The sequence below is a fragment of the Actinoplanes sp. NPDC051513 genome (assembly GCF_044454685.1).
Classification (GTDB): Bacteria; Actinomycetota; Actinomycetes; order Mycobacteriales; family Micromonosporaceae; genus Actinoplanes.
The window spans coordinates 126,796-144,113 of sequence record NZ_JBITDW010000007.1; the positions used below are offsets into that span (position 1 = coordinate 126,796).

Sequence of the window (17,318 nt, forward strand, 5' to 3'; positions counted from 1 at the left end):
TCTAGCCGTCCCTTCGGAGCTGCTGGAGTCGCTCGACGACGCCGAGCTGCACGTCGCGCAGCAGGGCGAGCGAGTCGCCCGCCTCGAGCCGGCCGGTGCGGATCTCGCGCAGCAGCCGAGCGGCCCGCCGCTGGGCCTCGTTGAGGTCCTCCATCGCGGTGACGTGCTGGACCGCGCGGGCGAGCTCCTTGATGTCCGCGACGACCTCGCTGACGTGCCGGGCCGGAACACCCGCGTCCACCGGCACGCCGTGCGCCGCCACCACCTGGCGGATGACCTTCTCGTCGTACTCGCTGGTCCAGAGGTGGACCAGCACCGAGAGGTCCTCGAGCCCGGCCGTGGGCCGGCCGTGCAGAAGGGCGTTGGCCGCGATCGCCTTCTGCGCCTTGACCGCGCGGCGGTCCGAGAAGGTGATCCGGTCCTCGCGCAGCGACCGGAGGATCGAGGCCAGCTCGGGCCGCACCGGGCCGAGGTCCACCTTGGCCACCGCGGATTGCAGCTCGAGGAGGTCCTCGCGACGGAACTGCGGGCCGACGGCGGTCGGCGCCCGGCCGTCGAGCAGCGCGGCCTCGACCTCCCAGCCGCTGTCGAGCACCTCCTCGAGCGACTCGTCGGGCACGTAGTCGAGCCGGCAGCGGAACAGGAACCGGTCCGAGAATGCCTGGAGCACCGGGTCGTCGACCAGCCCGTTGGTCGCGCCGAACAGCGAGATCAGCTGGGCCTGCTCGCGGTGCGAGCCGTTCACGAAGGTCCGCTCGTGCACGAGCGTCAGCAGCGTGTTGAGGATCGCGCTGCTGCCGTTGAAGATCTCGTCGAGGAACGCGATGTCGACCTTGGGCAGCATGCCCTCGGTCTTGATGCGGTAGACGTTCTCCTTCTGGAACGACTCGACGTCGATCGCGCCGAACAGCTCGGCGGGCTCGGTGAAGCGGGTCAGCAGGTAGCCGAAGTAGGTGGTCTGGAGCAGCTTGCTGAACCGCTCGATGAGCGACGTCTTCGCCGTGCCGGGCGGACCGACCAGGAGCACGTGCTCCCGGCACAGCACGGCCAGCGCGATCACGTCCACCGCGACGTCGCGGTCGACGTACTCGCTCTTGAACTCGTCCATCACTACGGCGAAGGCGCGGCCCTTGCGCAGGGCGTCCGGGCTGGGTGCAGTCATGACTGGGTCGGTTCCTCGGGCGTCTGGGAGATCATGGTGTCGTCGCCGGCGGCGCGTCCGCCGCCGGCCGCCGGCGGACGCCGGCCCGTGCGCTGATCGCGGTCGGCGTCGCGTTCCTGGATCGTCCGGCGCAGGCGCCCCACCAGCTGTCCGAGCCGGTAGGGGTCCTTCGCCGGCTCCACCCGCTTGACCGCCGCCTCGCCGCGGGCGGTGCTGAAGATCGAGCGGATGTCGTCGCCGTTCATCAGGTTGGTGGCGGCGGCGATGCGGTTGAGCAGGGCGTCCGTCACCGGAATCCCGAAGTGCTCGGCGTGCACCTCGGCGATCTTGCGGCGGGCTTCGAGGTTGGGCAGGTCGATCTTGATCGGGCGGAACCGGCTCGGCCGCAGCAGTGCCTCGTCGATGATGTCGAGCCGGTTGGTGGTCCCGACGATCAGCACCGGCACGGCCGGCCGGAAGCCGTCCATCTCGGTCAGCAGTTGCGCGACGATCGCGTTGCCGGCCCGGCTGCCGCCGTCCTCGCGACCCGAGCGCTGCGTCGCGATCGAGTCGAACTCGTCGAAGACGACCACCGCGGGCGCGTTCCGGCGGGCCTCGGCGAAGATCTCGCGGACCTTGCGCTCGCTCTCCCCGACGTACATGTCGGTGACCTCGGGCCCGGACACCACGTTGATCGTCGCCTGGAACGCGGTGGCCAGCGCCTTGGCGAACAGCGTCTTCCCGGTGCCCGGCGGCCCGTGGAAGATGAAGCCGCGCGGAATCAGCTCGCGGTGCAGTCGTTCGGGCAGCCCGGCCCCGCCGTTGATCAGGTCGATGGCGTGCTGGAGCTCGTCCTTGACCGCCTGGTACCCGCCGATCTGGTCGAAGGTCACGTCGGGCAGGTCGAAGTCGTTCGAGGTGGTCGCCTTGAAGATGCGCAGCTCGTCGAGCAGGTCGGTGAAGGTGCCACCGTCGCGGTGCTGGTGCTGGGCGTACCGGATGGCGTGCCGGAAGCGGACCGCGTTCATGCCGGCGATGTGCTTGTAGAGCCCCACCTCGTCGAAGCTGGAGAACATCGCGGCCTCGCCCGCGGTCACCAACGCGGTGCCGACCGGCACCTTTCCCTCGTCGCGGCGGACCTCGCGGGGCAGGATGTCGATCGCGATCCGCACCGCGAACCGGTTGGCCAGCACCTCCGGGATCACCAGGGACGGGTCCACGAAGGCCAGCAGCACGCAGGAGCTCGAGTCGTAGAGCACGTCGGTCAGCTCGCGGGCCTCGCTGTTGAGCGCGGCATCGCTGCCGCCGGCGAGCAGATCGAGGTGGGGGACGACGACCACGTCGTCCTCCTTGGCGTGCCGAACGGCCTCCTGCAGCGCCTGCAGGGACTGCTGCCGCCGGCCGCCCTGCATGCCGCCGAAGTCTTTCTGCGCCGACGCCGGATCGGGCCGGACGATCACCGGTCGCCGGCCGGAGCCCGACGTGATCTCGCGAGCCAGGTATTCCACCAGCAGCTTCTCGCACTGGACCACCACCGAGAGCCCGGCGTCGAGGTATTGCGCGGCCTTCTCGATGTCGGGCTTGTGGGCGATCCGGACCGCCGCCCCCTCGTCGATCTTGTCGGGGTGGCCGGCATCGACGATCTCCACGGTGCCCGCGGGCGCGGCGGGCTCCGGAGCCGGTGTGCCGCCGCTCGCCCCGGCTACCGTCATTCCCGGCGGCCAGTAGAGCGGCGCGTCCGTTGCCGGCGTGGTGAAGCTCAGGCTGAACCGGTGGAGCGGAATCTCCAGCGTCTCGGGCGAGAGCGGGGTGGCGGACAGCGCCGGCATCTCGGCCAGCGCCTGGCCGAGCGTCAGCTCCGGCTCGCGGTCGGCCATCAGCCAGCGGTCGCTGAGCCGCTGGGGATCGCCGAGCGCCACCAGCGCCACCCGCGGGCGTCTCGCGCTCATCAGCGGTCTCCGATCGTGAGGACGTCGCGGTAGCGGGCGAAGAGCCGCACGGCGCGGCCGTAATCCGCGTACGTCAGGTAGGTGCGGGCGCGGATCGAGGCGGCCGGGTCGATCGCCACGCCCCGGATACGGCCCGCGATCGTGCCGGCCTCGATCTCGGCGCGCTCGGTGTCGGCGAGCGGCCCCCAGAAGCGCACCGTGGCGAGCGCCAGCGGATCCGGGCCCTCGACGCGCGTCATCGCGGCGTCCGCGGCGGCTATCCGCGCGTCCCAGGCGGCGCCGTACCGCAGCCGTGCGGCCAGGTAGACGTCGAGCATCAGGCCGGGACGCTGCTCGCGGAGGATGCGCAGGAGTCTGGTACGCCAGTCGAGCACCAGCGGGTCGTCGCTCGGCCGGGCCATCACCGCGGTCAGCGAGGCCGCGCCGTGCGGGCGCCCCAGCAGCCGCATGCTCAGGTCGAGGGCGGCGGTGCGCCCGGCCGGGCCGGTGGGCGGGCGGAGGAAGACCGCGGTGAGCGGCGACATCGCCCGGAGCCGGTCGGCGAGGTCGGCCGGGATGCCGCTAGCGGAGGCGCCGAGCACCGGCGCGACCAGGGCGTGCCGGGCCAGCGCCTCGGCCCAGCGCCCGTCCCGCCGGGGCGAGACCTCGGCGACGAGATCGAGGATCTGCGAGGCGCGCGAATCGGCGCGTACCCCGGCCGCGGCGGCCATCAGGACGACGCCCGGCCCGACCGGTTCGCCGTCCGCCCACGGTGGATCCCCGGCCGCGAGCAGGGCGCCGGCCGAGGACACCAGCCGTCGCACGTCGGGGGCGCACTCGCCCGCCTCAGCCAGCGAGCCGGCCGCGCGCAGGATCCCGGACGGCACCGGACCGGACGGCGCGGCGGCCCACCTCAGCACCCGCTGGGCGGTGGTCAGGGCGTTCATCCGTCCACCACCCACTGTGGGAGGCGGCGCATTCTGCGCCCATTCCAGCCGTACGCCCGCAGCACCCGTTCCCCGTCGTCCAGATTCAGCAGTCCCGCGATCTGCCAGCGCCGCCGGAAGGTGCGGCTGTGCAGCTCGACGTCGCTGCTCGACAGCCCGAGCCGCTCGGTCGCCGGGAACAGGTGGGTGTGGTACCACCCGACCAGCTGCAGGTCGCCGCCGAGCCGGTGCACGGCGTCGTTGGCCCGAAGGAAGCTCTCCCCGGTGAACGTGAACTGCAGCATCGAGGCGCCGGTTCGCTCGGCCGGCAGCGCGTGCACGACCTCGACCAGGCACCGCTCGGGGTGGTCGGCGTCCCGGTGCACGTACCCGACCAGGAAGCCGCCCTCCTCGATCTCCTCGGACAGCGGCAGCTCGCGGCGCAGCGCCTTGCCGGCCTCGGGCGCGAACACGACCGCGACGTCGTCCTCGGGGCGCAAGCCGTCCTCGCCCGGGTCCGGCACGCCCAGGTCGGCGAGGCGGGCCAGCGGCGGCTCCGGCTCGGCCACCTCCTCCAGGTTCAGCCGGCTGGCGCGGCCGCGGCGCAGCCGTACGTCGATGGTCCCCTCCATCCGCGGCGCCGGGCGCTCGAGGCTGATCTTCTCGAGCCCGGGACCCGCGGGGGCGTACCCCCAATGCTTCTCGTCCGGGAAATCGGCGGCGAGCAGGCGCTGCAACGGCCGGGCGAAGACCTCGCGGACGGAGTGCGGGTGCCGGTAGATCAGGCGGTCGCCGACCAGGATGCGGATGGTGAGATAGCTGTGGCTGGGCCGCAGGTTGACCATGACCGGGTCGCCGCTGGTCTCGCGCTGGTCGGCCACCTGGTGGAAGCTCAGCGCGAACAGCGCGTCGTCCAGCGACCGGCCCAGCGCCTCACCGAGCACGCTGCGCAACAGCGGGAACAGGTCGGCGCGGCCCTGCAACACGTAGTCGTCGGTGCGGTAGAGGTCGATGCCGACCGTCTCGCGGTCAGTCCACGCGATCGATGACACTTCGCGAGACCCGAGGTCGGATGGCGGCGGACCGGACAATCGGGACCCCTCCCCTGCCCTTGATCAGTTCCTGGTTCTCCATGGCCCAGACCGCGGCCCGCTTGTCGAAGAAGTTGGCGTGCAGTTCCGGCGCCGCTCGGTCGCCGGTGACGTGGATGAGGTCGTAGTTCCGGTAACCGGCGATCTCCACCACCATCTGGCAGACCTCGCCCATATCCATGCCCGGATACCAGCTGTCGTCCAGCTCGCCGAGGCAGACCAGCCCGCGGAGGTCCTTGTTGTACCGCGTACCGAGGTCGGGGTTGTCGTACATCGGGTAGACGTTCGGGTGGAAGATCGGGCTGAGGAAGAACACGTCGGGGTGCCGCTCGGGAAAGTCCGGCCCGAGCTGGATCCGCACCCGATGGCGCTGGATCAGGGTCGGCTCGCCGTCGGCGCCCGGCGGCCCGAAGCTGTTCTCCTCGAACTCGAGGTCGTAGACGGTCGGCAGCGTCTCGGCGTTCGCGGTCAGCCGCATGCCGGGGTGCGCGTTCGCGTAGTTCACGATCTGCTTGTGCACCCGCTGGAGCGCGTCCTCCCGGATGATCGGGTTGACCGCGCCGGCCCGGCCCTCGAAGCCGATCCGCATCTGCTCGCCGTCCTGCACGCCCGCCTCGTGCAGCGTCTCGTCCGGGTTGGCCCGCTTGCGCTCGCCGCCCGGCCCGATCCGGTCGACGATCGCGTTGTTGACCGTGTCGCCGGAGACGGTTCCGGGGTAGTGCTCGCTGATGACGTCCTCGGCCACGTCGCGGAACGTCCGCTGCGACGGCGTGTCCCGGGCGATGAACCGTGACCCGTCCGGGCCCTGCAGCGACAGCGCGGAGAAGACGTAGTCGGGCTGCGCCGGACCGGCGACCGTCCACCCCAGATCGGTGCGGTCGAGCAGCGACGTGACCCGCACGACGTCGGGGCTGTTGGTCGCGAACGACGTCGTGTAGGTCGACGCCCAACGGAACTGCGGCGCCAGGCCCAGATCGCGCAGCTGCCGCTCGGCGTCCTCCCGCTCGGCCTCGGACCGCACGCTCACCATGACCCGGCAACTCGCCTCCTGCGCGACCTGATCGACCACAGCGGCGTCGTGCGGCGCGTCGGCCTCCGCCAGGTAGCGGTCGTGCAGCCGGGTGATCTCGGGGTTGTACGGGAACTCCTCGTGCACCGCCCGCAGCAGCCGGGAGTAAGGCCGCTGGACCCGGCCGAGATCGAGCTGGTCGAAGGCCAGCCACCACCAGCTCTCCGCGTCCTCGGCCGGCTGCGGGATGTGGTCGGCCGGGAAGCTCAGCCGACGCAGCCACCGGGCGCCGGCCTCGCGGTTTGCCGCCAGCCGGGTCATGACCTGGATGAAGGCGTCCCGGTCCTCCGCCGTCATCCGCACGTCCGGCCGTTCGCGGGCGGGCTCCTCCTCGCCCGGGCCGCCGGTTCTCATCCGAGCCTGAGCCATGAGTACTCCCCATCTGACGATCGGACGGCAAGGACCTCGTGCGGTGCGATGCCGAGCTCGGCCAGCTTCGTGCCGGACGAGGCTTCACGGATTCGGGTGGTCCGGCGGAGCCGGAGCCAGTCGCCGCAGTGCGGGCACTCGATGGTCGGCTCGCGATAGCCGTAGCCGGGCTCGCAGACGCCGTGGCATCGATAGCACTCCTGCGGTGGCGGGAACTCGGCCCAGGCCAGCGGCTCCGACCGCGGCGGCAGGGCGCCGAGCAGCTCGCCCACCGTGTCGTCGCGCGACACGGTGGCCCGCGCCGGCTCGCCGATCGCGCTGTGGTGCGGACACTCCGGGTCGCGGTCGACCAGCACCGGCGCGGTGTCGCCGATGGCGATGTCGACGGAGAGGAACCGCCACGGCAGCGGGACGCCGAGCACCTGGCGCGCCGCGGTTGCCGCCATCCAGCCGGCCACCAGTGACGACGAGAGGATGGACGCGGGCAGCGGCTGGTCGCCGAGCTCGGCGCAGCTCGCCGGGACTTCGGAGCCCCAGCGCTCGGCGGGGGTGAGCGTGCAGCCGTAGCAGGGCTCGGCCGGGTCGACGCGCAGCCGCACCTCGCCGCCCCACGGATGGGTGCCGCCGTCCACCAGCGGAACGCCGGCCATCGTGCAGCGCTCGAGCAATTGCAGGCGCGCCCATCGGGTGTCCAGGCAGCCGAGCACCACGTCGGCGTCGGCCAGCTCGCCGATGCCGACCCCGCGCACGAGGCCGTCGACGCGGGCCTCCACCGCCGTCTCCGGTGCTACCCGGGCCAGCGTGCGGGCCGCCGCCTCCGCCTTGGGCCGGCCCAGGTCGTTCGCGTCGAACAGGACGGTGCGGCTCAGGTTGTGCGCCGCCACCGTGTCCGGATCGCAGAGGATCAGCCGGCCGAAGCCGAGCAGCCCGAGGTTCTTGGCCACCTCGTTGCCGAGCGCGCCGACCCCGGCCACCACCGCGGTCGCGCCGGCGATGCGCGATTGGTCCCAGCCGGGCATCAGCCGCTGCCGATCGTGCCGGTCGGGGCTCGTCACCGCCGGGCCTGTCATCACTGGGCCTGTCATCACTGGGCCCGTCATCACTGGGCCCGTCATCACTGGGCCCGTCATCACTGGGTCTGCCATCACTGGCCCAGGTTTCGCGTCGTCACCGGGCAGGCCCGCAGCTCGCTGGCGGGCAGCCAGGCCTCCCAGCACACCAGGCCCTGCGCCGGATCGCGATGCACCGCGGCCCGGCACCGCCGCTCGGCCGGCTCGCACGGACAGATGATCACCATCTCGGCCGGGCGGAACGAGTGCGCGCAGACCAGGCACGAGCGACGCCGGAACCCGCGGTCCGCGGGCGCCAGCAGGTACGACGCCTCGTCGGTGCTGACCGTCGGCACGTCGCCGGCCGTCGGCCACGCGGCCAGCAGCCCGCTCACGAACGCGCTCACGTCCGCGTCGTCGGTGCCGGGCTCGCCCTCGACCTCGCACGACAGCACCGGGTCGAGGTGGGTGACCGTTCGCGTACGGCCGTCGACCTGCACCACGTCGTTGCGGCGGAACGTGTGCCCACAGTGGGTGCAGCGATCGTTGTGCCACCACGAGGTGACCCCGGTGACCGACGCGCCGTCCTGGGCGGTATCCAGCTGCGGCGGCGGATCGGCGGCGTTCTCCCGCCCGGCGTCGAACAGCTCGTCGTCGCTCACCCGATCACCCGCACAGCATCTGCTGGACCGGGCCGCCGCCGAGCTCGTCCATCAGCCGCTCGACCTCGAGCGGACGGAACGCGTCGGCCAGGACGGACACGCCGTTCTCGTCCACGGTGATCCGCAGCCGCACCAGCCGGCCCTCCGGATGGTCGGAGTACTCCTTCGCGTCGATCAGATCCGGCAGGTCCTGGACGAACTCGCGCTCAGTCATCGGGCTGCTCCCATCGGCCCTGCTCTCATCGGCCTGGCTCCCATCGGCCCGGCTCCCATCGGCCCGGAATGCCGGTCCCGCAGCCCGCGCAGGCGCCGGCCACGACGGCCACCTCCATCGTCTGCCAGACCCCACGATCAACCAGGGTTGCGTCGCAAGTGGGACACCTTGTGCGTCGTCCCTCGGCGCCGAGCGCCCGTTCGACGTACACGAAACGCAAGCCCGCCGCCCGGCCCACCGCGGCGGCCTCGGCCAGCGAGGACGGCGGCGTCGGCGCGAAGCGCCCCATCCGGAAGTCGGGCGTGAAGCGCACGAGGTGCCAGGGGATGTCGCGGTCGATGTCGGCCAGCGCGCCGGCCATCGCCCGCCAGTGCCGCGGCTCGTCGCCGATGCTCGGGATCAGCGGGCTGGACACCTCGACCCAGACGCCGAGCCGGTGGAACCGCTCGATCGCCGCGAGCACCGGGGCCGCCGAGGCTCCGGTCAGCTGCCGGTGTCCGCGCTCGTCCGCCGCCTTGAGGTCGATGTTGACCGCGAGCAGGCGCGGGGCGATCAGGTCGATCGCCTCCGGCGTCAGGAACCCGTTGCTCTTCCAGACCAGGCTCACCGCCGGGTCATCGGCGAGGGCCAGGGACAGTTCCAGGGCAAGAGCGGCTTCCGTGTACGAGAAACCGATCGCGGCCCGCTCGGCGAGGGCCCGCGCGCGCAGCCCCGCGACGTCGGCCGGACGGGCGCTCCACGGCACCGACTCCTCGCGGCCGTACTGGGAGATCGTGTGGTTGAGGCAGTAGTTGCACCGGAACGTGCAGCCGGGGGCGGCCAGCGTCAGAACGCGCGACCCCGGGCGTACGTGAAACAGGGGTTTTCTCTCGATCGGGTCGAGATGGGTCACGGTCGTCGCGAAGGACGCCGTCTCCAGCCGGCCGCGGTGATTCCGCCGGACGTGGCATGCGCCGACCGCCCCCTCGGCGAGCTCGCAGCGATGCGGGCACAGGTCGCACCGCAGCCGGTCGTCACCGAGCACCGTGGACAGCACCGCCGGCGTCCAGGTCGGGGCCGTCACGGCCGGCTCCTCAGCACGACGACGCCCTCGGCCATCGAGCGCCGGCGGGGGTGCTCGGCGACCAGCTCACGGCGCGCCCGGTCGGCGGCCGCACCGAGATCGCGGGAGCGGCCGAGCGCGTCGTAGAGGTAGGCGGCCCACAGCGCGGCGTCGTCGTCGACCAGATCGCCCTCGTGCGCGACCGTGACGCTCGCGGTCATCCGCAGGATCTCGGCGGCGGCCACGCTCGTGCAGGCGTTCAGCATGATCCCGGACAGCCGGGCCGGCCGGATCAGCTCGACGAGGTCGTCGGCGCGCACGACGATCGACGCGCCGTCGCGGCCGGTGAAGAACAGCTCGTCGCCGCGGGCGTGGCAGGCGAGGTGGAGCAGGTGATATTTGCCGTCGCGCAGCTCGGAGAGGTCACGGACCGTCGCGATCGGACGGTAGTCGGGCCGCAGGTGGTGGCCGGCGTCGACGAGCCGGCGATATTCCGTGTCGAACCGCAGCGGGTCGAGCCCGGCCGGCGACGAGCCGAGGAACAGGGTCTGCCAGACCTCGGGCGGCTCGTCGGCGAAGAGGACCTCGTTGTACGGCGCCCTTTCCCGGGCGGCCAGCAGCACCAGGTCGCGGCCCTGCGGCACCTCACCGGCGCCGATCTTGTCGTTGATCAGCAGCCAATACTCGTACGCGTGCTCGACGCTCTGGATGTTGGGCAGCATCGCCCGATCGAAGCCGAGACGCGCGAGGATCAATGGCGTGGCACGCGTGAGCGGGAAGATTCGCGAGAGCTCCCTCAGCTCACGGTCGGAGAAGCCCGTCGCCACTTGATCACCACCCGTCGCGGACCGTGTTCCACGAGTTATATCGGTGACTGTCAAGGCCGTCCATCACCCGCCGGGCCGACGACAGATGTCCGAATCGTCGCCGATCGTCCCCGGGCGGGTGATCCGCTCCAGGTAATCTTCCGTTAGTCGCCGATGACCCCATCTGCGAACCTGTGGGCGTGACCATCGACTACGACGCCGAGCTGCGGTTGTACAACGAGCCGCTGCACCGGGCGTGGAACCTGCGGCGTGACGATCATGTTCTCGACGTCGGCTGCGGAACCGGACAGACGACCCGCGACGCAGCCCGGACCGCCGGGAGCGCGCTCGGCGTCGACATCTCCGAAATATCCGTTCAGAATGCCCGTCGTCTCGCCTCGGCGGACGGGCTGACCAACATCAGCTTCGAGGTCGGCGACGCCCAGGCGTACGACTTCGGGCCGGCTCGATTCACCATCGCGACCAGCCGATTCGGCACGATGTTCTTCGCCGACCCGGTGGCCGCGTTCGCGAACATCGGCCGCGCGCTGGTCCCCGGCGGGCGCCTTGCGATGATCGTCTGGCAGGCCGCCGAGAGGAACGCATGGGACGTCGCGCTCCGCGAGGCCTTCGGGCCCACGCTGGATGGGCCGGAGCCGTTCTCCCTGGCCGATCCGCGCGCCGCCGGAGCGATTCTCCAGACGGCGGGATTCGGGGATGTCGCCTTCACCGGCGTCGAGCGGCCGGTCTGCTACGGCCCGGACCTGGATGCGGCCGTCCGCTTTGTCCGCGGCTTCAGCTGCGCCCAGGCCGCCACCCCGCACTCGCTCGCCACCCTGCGCGAGAAGCTCGCCGCGCACCTGACCGACGACGGCGTCTGGTTCGACTCCCGCGCATGGCTGGTCACCGCCCGCCGCGCGCCCCGTCGGGGCTACTGACGGCCCGTCAAAACCGCTTTCGCGTACGGCGAAAGGCCCACCCGACCAGCGTCGCGGCCACGACCGTAAGGACGAGACCGGCAATCGTGACCGCCTGTTCGAACTCCGCGGACTGCTGCGCGGTCCAGTGCGGTGTGGCGATGTCGCCGGTGAACAGCACCGCGAGGATGGTGCCGGCGATGGCGATGCCGGCGCCGTTGGCGACCTCGGTGGCGGTGTCGGTGAGCGCCGCGCCGATCGTCGTGCGGTTCGTCGGCAGACCGCGGAGCACGTTGACCCCGGCCACCACACCGACCACCCGAATTCCGGCCGCCACGAACACGAGCGCGATCGCGACCCACACGTATCCGAAACGGCCCAGCAGGCCGTAGACGGCGAGCCCGACGACGACCGACGAGGCGCTGAGCCAGGCGGCCCGCTCGAGACCGACCCGCCGCACGAACGGATTGACGAACGCGCCGCCCCCGACGAGGACGACGACCTGCGGCAGCAACCCGACGGCGGCGAGCGCGGGCGACCACCCCCAGTCGAGCTGCAGTTGCAATGTCACCAGGTAGCCGACGCCGGCGGTGGCCAGCCCGGCCGCGGCCTTGTACGCCAGGCCGCTGGAGACGAGCGGGCGCGCGACGAGCTTCAGGTCGAGGAGCGGATAACGGGCCGAGCGCTCGCGGAGGACGAAGAGGATCGCCGCCACCACGGCCGCGACGGTGGCCGTCCAGGGCGCCCAGATGCCGCTGCCCTCGTTCACGAACAGCGTCGGCGCCACGAGCGCGGGCACGATCGTCGCCGTGCCCAGCGCGGCGCCGAGCACATCCACCGGATCGCGGTGCAGGCCGGCCGGGTCGTCCCCGGCGATGCCGGCCCGGATAGCGATGATCGCTAACATGGCGATCGGGACGTTCGCCAGCAGCAGGACCTGCCACGGCGCGACCGCGAGCACGAGGCCGCCGGCCGTCGGCCCGATCGCCAGCCCGACCAGGCCGACGGTCGAGATGAGCGTCATCGCCCGTACGCGCAGCCCGTCGTCCTCGAACAGCCGGAAGGCCAGCGCCGCCGACCCCGGGGTCGTCATCGCCGCCGCGACGCCCATCACCGCCCGGACGGCGATCAGCTGCCCGGCCGTGGTGACGAAGGCGGTCGCCAGGCTGGCGACGCCGAGCAGCGCCAGCCCGACGAGCATGATCCGCCGCCGGCCGACCCGGTCGGCCAGCGCGCCGAACGCCAGCATCAGACCGCCGAAGACGACCGCGTACGCCCCCGTCACCCACTGCAGCGCGACGGTCGAGGCCTGCAGGTCGCGCCCGATCGTGGGCAGCGCGACGTTCAGGATCGAGTTGTCCAGCATTTCGAAGAGGAAGACGGACGACAGCCCGGCGAGGGCCACCCAGGCCGCCCGCAGTGACTCTGGTTTCCGCAGTTCAGTAGATACGAGCACCGTCCCAGAGTAGAGCGGTGCTCGGATTAATACGAGCGCTGATCGTATGATGCAGAACACTGTTCTCGGAGACCGCTAGACTCCGCACATGTCACCGACCCCGGAGGAACGGCGCGCCGCGCGGCACCAGCTCGCCGCCGGCCCGAGCACACCCGCGGGCCGGCGCGGCCCCTCCCGCGGGCACAAGAAGCCGATCACCGTCGACGCCATCATCGAAACCGCGTTCGGCATCGTGGAACGGGAGGGCTACGAGGCCCTCACCATGCGGCGGGTGGCCACCGTGCTGGAGACGGGCTCGTCGTCGCTCTACGCCCACGTGGTCAACAAGGAAGACCTGGACGAGCTGCTGATCGGCCGGCTCTGTGCCGAGATCACCCTGCCCGAGCCCGACCCCGCCCGCTGGCGACAGCAGCTCACCGGCGTCTGCGCCCAGCTGCGCGACCAGTACCTGCGCTACCCCGGCATCTCCCGGGCGGCCTTCGCCGCCGCCCCGTCGAATCTGGACACGCTGCGCGTGAGCGAGGGCATGCTGGCCATCCTGCTGGCCGGCGGCGTCCCGCCGCCGGCCGCCGCCTGGGCGATCGACTCCCTGACCTTGTATGTCAACGCGTACAGCCTCGAGGTCTCCCTCGCGGCCAAGCGCCAATCCCGCCCCGAAGACGGCTGGGTGGTGAGCCGCGAGGAGCTCCTGACCCGCTTCGCGGCCCTGCCCGACACCTTCCCCCAGACCAAGCGCTACGCCGCCGAGCTGACCGCCGGCACGATCCACGACCGCTTCGACTTCACCCTCGGCCTCATGCTCGACGGCCTGCCGATCTCGTGATCCGTACGGCACGCCGCCCACCGCGGGGGGATGCGGTGGGCGGCGCGTGACCTCAGCTGAGGGCTATGCCGCTGTAGTAGTGGCGGAGAATCGTCTGGTAGCCACTGCCCCCGTTCGCAAGATCACGGGAGCCGTACTGCGACATCCAGTTCCCGTCGACCCAGGCGCCGCAAGCGGTCGTGGTCGAGCAGTAGTGCGCTTGCAGGATGTTCCCGCTCCGGGTCATCCGGGCCGACCAGGTGCTGTCCACCGCGGCCGACGTGGACGACAGGGCCGACGACGGCCGGTAGACCTGGTCGGCCGTGTCGTCCCGGACGTCGTAGCACAGTCCGCCCCCGGTCTTGCGGGTCGAGTGCAGCGCCCAGTACCACGCGTAGCTCTTGACCGCCATGGCGCCGGCCTGCAGCGAGGCGGACGGCCAACTGCTGATCCATTCGTTCGGCAGGACGTTCTTGACGTACGTCTTGAAGTCCACCCGGTCGACGCGCCCGAGGCTGACCCGGTAGACCAGGATCGTGCGCGGAAGCTTGGTGTTGGTGCCGTCGGTGCTGCAGCCCGTCGGCCCCGACGACAGCAGCTCGTGCGAGGCGTTGTTGTTCTTCAATGTGGCGTTGAGGTTGCCCTTCGCCCCCGGCGCGAAGTCCTGGCTCGCCCCGGCGTTGTTGCTGTTGTAGTAGACCCGCACGGTCTTGCTGGTGCGGTTCCACACCGACGCGGCGTTGTTCTTCACGCACACGCCCTGGCCCGCGCCGGCGCCCTTGAACTCGTAGCAGGTCGGCTGGGTCGTGCCGTAGTCGTCCACCGAGTCGGTGAAGTCGGAGACCGAGCCGGCCTCGCCGCTGTTGTAGTAGTAGCAGAATTCGCCGCTGTCGCAGGTCCCGTCGCGCTCGGCAGCCGATGCCGCCCCCGGCGCCACGATGACTCCCACGAGCGCCGAAATCGCGACGGCGAGAATTCCGATCCGTGTACGCATCGCGGGTTACCAGCCGCTCGGGACGTACGCCCAGCCCAGGTAATCGGACCGCTGCCGGAACGTGCTGGTCTGGTAGACGCTCGGTCCGGTGCTGATGGCGCTGTTGCCGCCGATGGAGAGCATGACGTGGCCGGCCGACGTGGTGGACGTGAAGAACACCGCTGCTCCGGCCGGCGGCACCGAGCCGGTGTGGATGCGCCCGCTGCTCTTCTGCCACTGGTAGTGCGCGATCGCCGTGGCGAACCGGCCACTGGTGCCGAACGCCCGCTCGACGAACAGCTCGCACTGGTTGTTCCAGTCGGTGTGCCCGAGCCGTGCCTTGGCGAACGCGACGGCCTCGGACGCGCGCGGGTCGGCCGGGAAGGTGCCGCCGCTGGAGCCGCCGATGTCGTGCGAGGCGTTGTTGTTCTTCAGCGTGGCGTTGAGGTTGCCCTTCGCGCCGGCGGCGAACGACTGGCTCGCGCCGCCGAAGTTGCTGTTGTAGTACACGACCACGGTCTTGCTGGTGCGGTTCCACACCGACGCGGCGTTGTTCTTGACGCACAGGCCCTGGCCGTTGCCGGCGCCCTTGAACTCGTAGCAGGTCGGCTGGGTCGTGCCGTAGTCGTCGACCGACTCGGTGAAGTCCGAGATCGAGCTGGTCTCGCCACTGTTGTAGTAGTAGCAGAACTCGCCGCTGTCGCAGGTCCCGTCGCGGCCGGCGGCCGACGCCGGCGAGGCGACGCTCAGGACGGACGTGGTCAGGGCCAGCGCGATGCCCGCGACGGCGAGGTTCTTGCGGAGATGCAGCATGGTGTCCTCTTCGGTCGGTGGTGCTCTTCGGTCGGAGGGATGACTGCGCGCGGTCACTGCCCGCGCTGGTATTGCTCCCAGGTGTGGATCGGGACCTGCGGGCCGTCGTCCGGGCCACGGTTGGCCAGGCCGTTCAGGCCGAGGTAGTAGTCGCCGATCTGGTGCTGGGCCTGACTGGACAGGTCCGTGTCGTTGATCGCCGCGGCGTGGATGTGCCACGGCCAGTCGCCCTGGCTCGGATCCCGGACCCAGGCGGCGAAGCCGACCTTGCGCAGGGCGCGGGCCACGGCGGTGCGCTTGGCCGCGGTCATGCCGGTGACCGAGATGTCGACCACGCCGCCGCCGTCGTGCGTACCGGCCGACGTCGGGTCGCCCCCGGGGTTGTAGGAGCCTTGCTCGAGCGTGAGGGCGTAACCGAGCAGACGCTCGGCGGCGGTGAGCATCGCCTGGGCGCGGGCGTCCACGACGTACCCGTCGCGCTGGACTTGCGCCCCAGGGCCGATCTTGTTGGTGACCGTGAACCGGCTCTGCCCAAGCTTGGTCAGCGACGTCGCGCCGGGCAGCCCGTTGGCGGCCAGGCCCGAGTAGCCGAGCGAGCTCTGGTAGGCGGCGTACGCCGCGACGGTCGTGGTGCCGAAGTAGCCGTCGACCCACTGCGGGTCCAGCAGGTTCAGAGCCTCGAGGGCCTGTTCGACGGCCAGGACGGAGTCCTTGGCGCCCGGGGTCAAGGTGTGATCGGCCCGCCGGGGGTCGATCTGGGCGGCCAGGACGGTGGCCTCCATGTTCACGACGGCCGGCGTGGCCGCGGTGCCGGACGTCGAGGCCCACGCGTGGGCCGGGACGCCGACGGCCACGCAGAGCGCGGCCAGGCCGGCGGCTAGCAGGGGACGGCGCATGGTCGATCCTTCTCGTAGGTGGTGCGTCCCGTTCGGAACGGACATCACCTTGCGAGAAGGGATCTGGTGTTCGGTACCCCCGATGACCTGTCAGATCTGTACGACAGCCACTGACCTCTGTGGATACCGGTGTTGTCAGTTTCAGTCGGTGACGTTGACAAGGAAGTAGACCGGACGGCGGCTGGGAAAGTAGGCCCGTCCGTTCTCGTCGACCATCTTCCAGCTGACCCAGCACCGCCCGGGCCGGCTCGGCGCGACGACCGGAACGCTGATCATCACCTGCTCGCCGGGCAGCGTGTCGCCGATCTCCACGCGGCTCGGCACCTGGCAGCCGTTGTCGTCCCCGGCAGGCTGGGCCGGGGCCAGGAAACGGTGGTGCCAGCCGACCGTTCCGACGTTCGCGATCGCCCACACCTTCACGAAATGGGCCTTCACCTTCACCCGCGTACCGTCCGGGATGGTGACATCGCCGACGAACCGGCTCGCGTCCCCCGCGATCAACGCATCGGACGACGCGGCCGAGGAACCGGCCGACGGCGCCGGTGAAGGTGCCGCGGCGCCGGAATCCTCCCGCTCTCGGCCGCGGCTGGTGAGGCCCAGGGCCGCGACGATCGCCGCCACCACCGTGGCGGCGGCGAGCCACCGCCACCAGTGCCATCGCGCAACCGTGATCATGATCGGCACGGGCCGGGGCGCCGCGAGCTCCAGCGTCCGCGAGGCCGCCGGCACGAACTCCGACGGCGTGACGACGGTTGGCGTGACGACGGTTGGCGTGACGACGGTTGGCGTGACGACGGTTGGCTTGGCGTCCACAGTGTCCGGAACGATCGTGCGCTGAGCGTCCTCCCATCGAAGCCGCCATTCGGCCTCGTCCGCCTCGCATGCCCGAACGAACTCGCGCGTCGTCTCCCAGGACGGAAACCTGGTCCCGGCGGCCGCCTCGTGCAACGTCGTGTGCGAGATCCGCCCCGATCGCCCGGCCATCTTCCGGAACGACGGATCGCCCACCCCGGCGCGCAGGCCCCGCAACTGTTCGGCAAAGCCCGCGGCTGCCGTGACCTGCTGTTTCGTCTCGGTGGCAGCGCGCTGGGCTTCCATCCATCCCCCATGTCAGACACCGTTGTCAGGAATGTCAGAGGCTACCGAAGGGCGTCAACGTCTATC

Annotated in this window: 17 protein-coding genes; 2 read left to right on the top strand and 15 right to left on the bottom strand. The window is 71.3% G+C overall.

Going from position 1 to position 17,318, the window contains the following annotated elements; all coding sequences use genetic code 11:
• Nucleotide 1: 1 nt before the first annotated feature.
• The 10 genes from ACIA5D_RS23575 to ACIA5D_RS23620 form a co-directional block, all read right to left on the bottom strand.
• Nucleotides 2-1,162 (bottom strand): AAA family ATPase, encoded by a 1,161-nt coding sequence (locus ACIA5D_RS23575; RefSeq protein ID WP_396032315.1) that lies wholly within the window; start codon nt 1,160-1,162, stop codon nt 2-4.
• Nucleotides 1,159-3,090 (bottom strand): ATP-binding protein, encoded by a 1,932-nt coding sequence (locus ACIA5D_RS23580; protein WP_396032316.1) that lies wholly within the window; start codon nt 3,088-3,090, stop codon nt 1,159-1,161. Before ACIA5D_RS23580 ends, ACIA5D_RS23575 begins: the two co-directional genes overlap by 4 nt.
• Nucleotides 3,090-4,016, bottom strand: a complete 927-nt coding sequence (locus ACIA5D_RS23585) for a hypothetical protein (RefSeq protein ID WP_396032317.1) — start codon at nt 4,014-4,016, stop codon at nt 3,090-3,092. The genes ACIA5D_RS23580 and ACIA5D_RS23585 overlap by 1 nt, the downstream gene beginning before the upstream one ends.
• Nucleotides 4,013-5,047 (bottom strand): JAB N-terminal domain-containing protein, encoded by a 1,035-nt coding sequence (locus ACIA5D_RS23590; RefSeq protein WP_396032318.1) that lies wholly within the window; start codon nt 5,045-5,047, stop codon nt 4,013-4,015. Before ACIA5D_RS23590 ends, ACIA5D_RS23585 begins: the two co-directional genes overlap by 4 nt.
• Nucleotides 5,025-6,524 carry an effector-associated domain EAD1-containing protein gene (locus ACIA5D_RS23595; RefSeq protein ID WP_396032319.1) on the bottom strand — a complete coding sequence of 500 codons (1,500 nt, stop codon included), beginning with the start codon at nt 6,522-6,524 and terminating at the stop codon, nt 5,025-5,027. The genes ACIA5D_RS23590 and ACIA5D_RS23595 overlap by 23 nt, the downstream gene beginning before the upstream one ends.
• On the bottom strand, nt 6,506-7,579 hold the full coding sequence (locus ACIA5D_RS23600) for a HesA/MoeB/ThiF family protein (protein WP_396032320.1): 1,074 nt from the start codon (nt 7,577-7,579) through the stop codon (nt 6,506-6,508). The genes ACIA5D_RS23595 and ACIA5D_RS23600 overlap by 19 nt, the downstream gene beginning before the upstream one ends.
• An 89-nt stretch (nt 7,580-7,668) precedes the next feature.
• Nucleotides 7,669-8,235: a hypothetical protein gene (locus tag ACIA5D_RS23605; RefSeq protein WP_396032321.1), complete on the bottom strand. Its 567-nt coding sequence runs from the start codon at nt 8,233-8,235 to the stop codon at nt 7,669-7,671.
• A gap of 4 nt (nt 8,236-8,239) precedes the next feature.
• Nucleotides 8,240-8,449 carry a radical SAM-modified peptide, FtsH ternary system-associated gene (locus ACIA5D_RS23610; protein ID WP_396032322.1) on the bottom strand — a complete coding sequence of 70 codons (210 nt, stop codon included), beginning with the start codon at nt 8,447-8,449 and terminating at the stop codon, nt 8,240-8,242.
• A 25-nt stretch (nt 8,450-8,474) separates the two neighbouring features.
• Complete coding sequence (locus ACIA5D_RS23615; protein ID WP_396032323.1) at nt 8,475-9,512, bottom strand: radical SAM protein; 1,038 nt, start codon at nt 9,510-9,512, stop codon at nt 8,475-8,477.
• Entirely contained in the window at nt 9,509-10,318 is an 810-nt protein-coding gene (locus ACIA5D_RS23620) for an effector-associated domain EAD1-containing protein (RefSeq protein ID WP_396032324.1), read from the bottom strand. The genes ACIA5D_RS23615 and ACIA5D_RS23620 overlap by 4 nt, the downstream gene beginning before the upstream one ends.
• Nucleotides 10,319-10,497: 179 nt before the next feature.
• On the opposite strand from ACIA5D_RS23620, the gene ACIA5D_RS23625 reads away from it, so the two are divergent.
• Nucleotides 10,498-11,235, top strand: a complete 738-nt coding sequence (locus tag ACIA5D_RS23625) for a class I SAM-dependent methyltransferase (RefSeq protein ID WP_396032325.1) — start codon at nt 10,498-10,500, stop codon at nt 11,233-11,235.
• Between the two features lie 7 nt (nt 11,236-11,242).
• Here ACIA5D_RS23625 and ACIA5D_RS23630 read toward each other — a convergent pair whose 3' ends face one another.
• Entirely contained in the window at nt 11,243-12,670 is a 1,428-nt protein-coding gene (locus ACIA5D_RS23630) for an MFS transporter (RefSeq protein ID WP_396032326.1), read from the bottom strand.
• An 88-nt stretch (nt 12,671-12,758) separates the two neighbouring features.
• On the opposite strand from ACIA5D_RS23630, the gene ACIA5D_RS23635 reads away from it, so the two are divergent.
• Entirely contained in the window at nt 12,759-13,493 is a 735-nt protein-coding gene (locus ACIA5D_RS23635; RefSeq protein ID WP_396032327.1) for a TetR/AcrR family transcriptional regulator, read from the top strand.
• Nucleotides 13,494-13,545: 52 nt separating this feature from the next.
• Here ACIA5D_RS23635 and ACIA5D_RS23640 read toward each other — a convergent pair whose 3' ends face one another.
• The 4 genes from ACIA5D_RS23640 to ACIA5D_RS23655 form a co-directional block, all read right to left on the bottom strand.
• Nucleotides 13,546-14,466: a SpoIID/LytB domain-containing protein gene (locus tag ACIA5D_RS23640; RefSeq protein ID WP_396032328.1), complete on the bottom strand. Its 921-nt coding sequence runs from the start codon at nt 14,464-14,466 to the stop codon at nt 13,546-13,548.
• A 6-nt stretch (nt 14,467-14,472) separates the two neighbouring features.
• Nucleotides 14,473-15,258, bottom strand: coding sequence for a peptidase inhibitor family I36 protein (locus ACIA5D_RS23645; protein WP_396032329.1), 786 nt, complete (start codon nt 15,256-15,258; stop codon nt 14,473-14,475).
• Nucleotides 15,259-15,311: 53 nt separating this feature from the next.
• On the bottom strand, nt 15,312-16,154 hold the full coding sequence (locus tag ACIA5D_RS23650; protein ID WP_396032330.1) for a peptidoglycan-binding protein: 843 nt from the start codon (nt 16,152-16,154) through the stop codon (nt 15,312-15,314).
• A gap of 141 nt (nt 16,155-16,295) precedes the next feature.
• Entirely contained in the window at nt 16,296-17,252 is a 957-nt protein-coding gene (locus ACIA5D_RS23655; protein WP_396032331.1) for an NBR1-Ig-like domain-containing protein, read from the bottom strand.
• Nucleotides 17,253-17,318 lie beyond the last annotated feature (66 nt).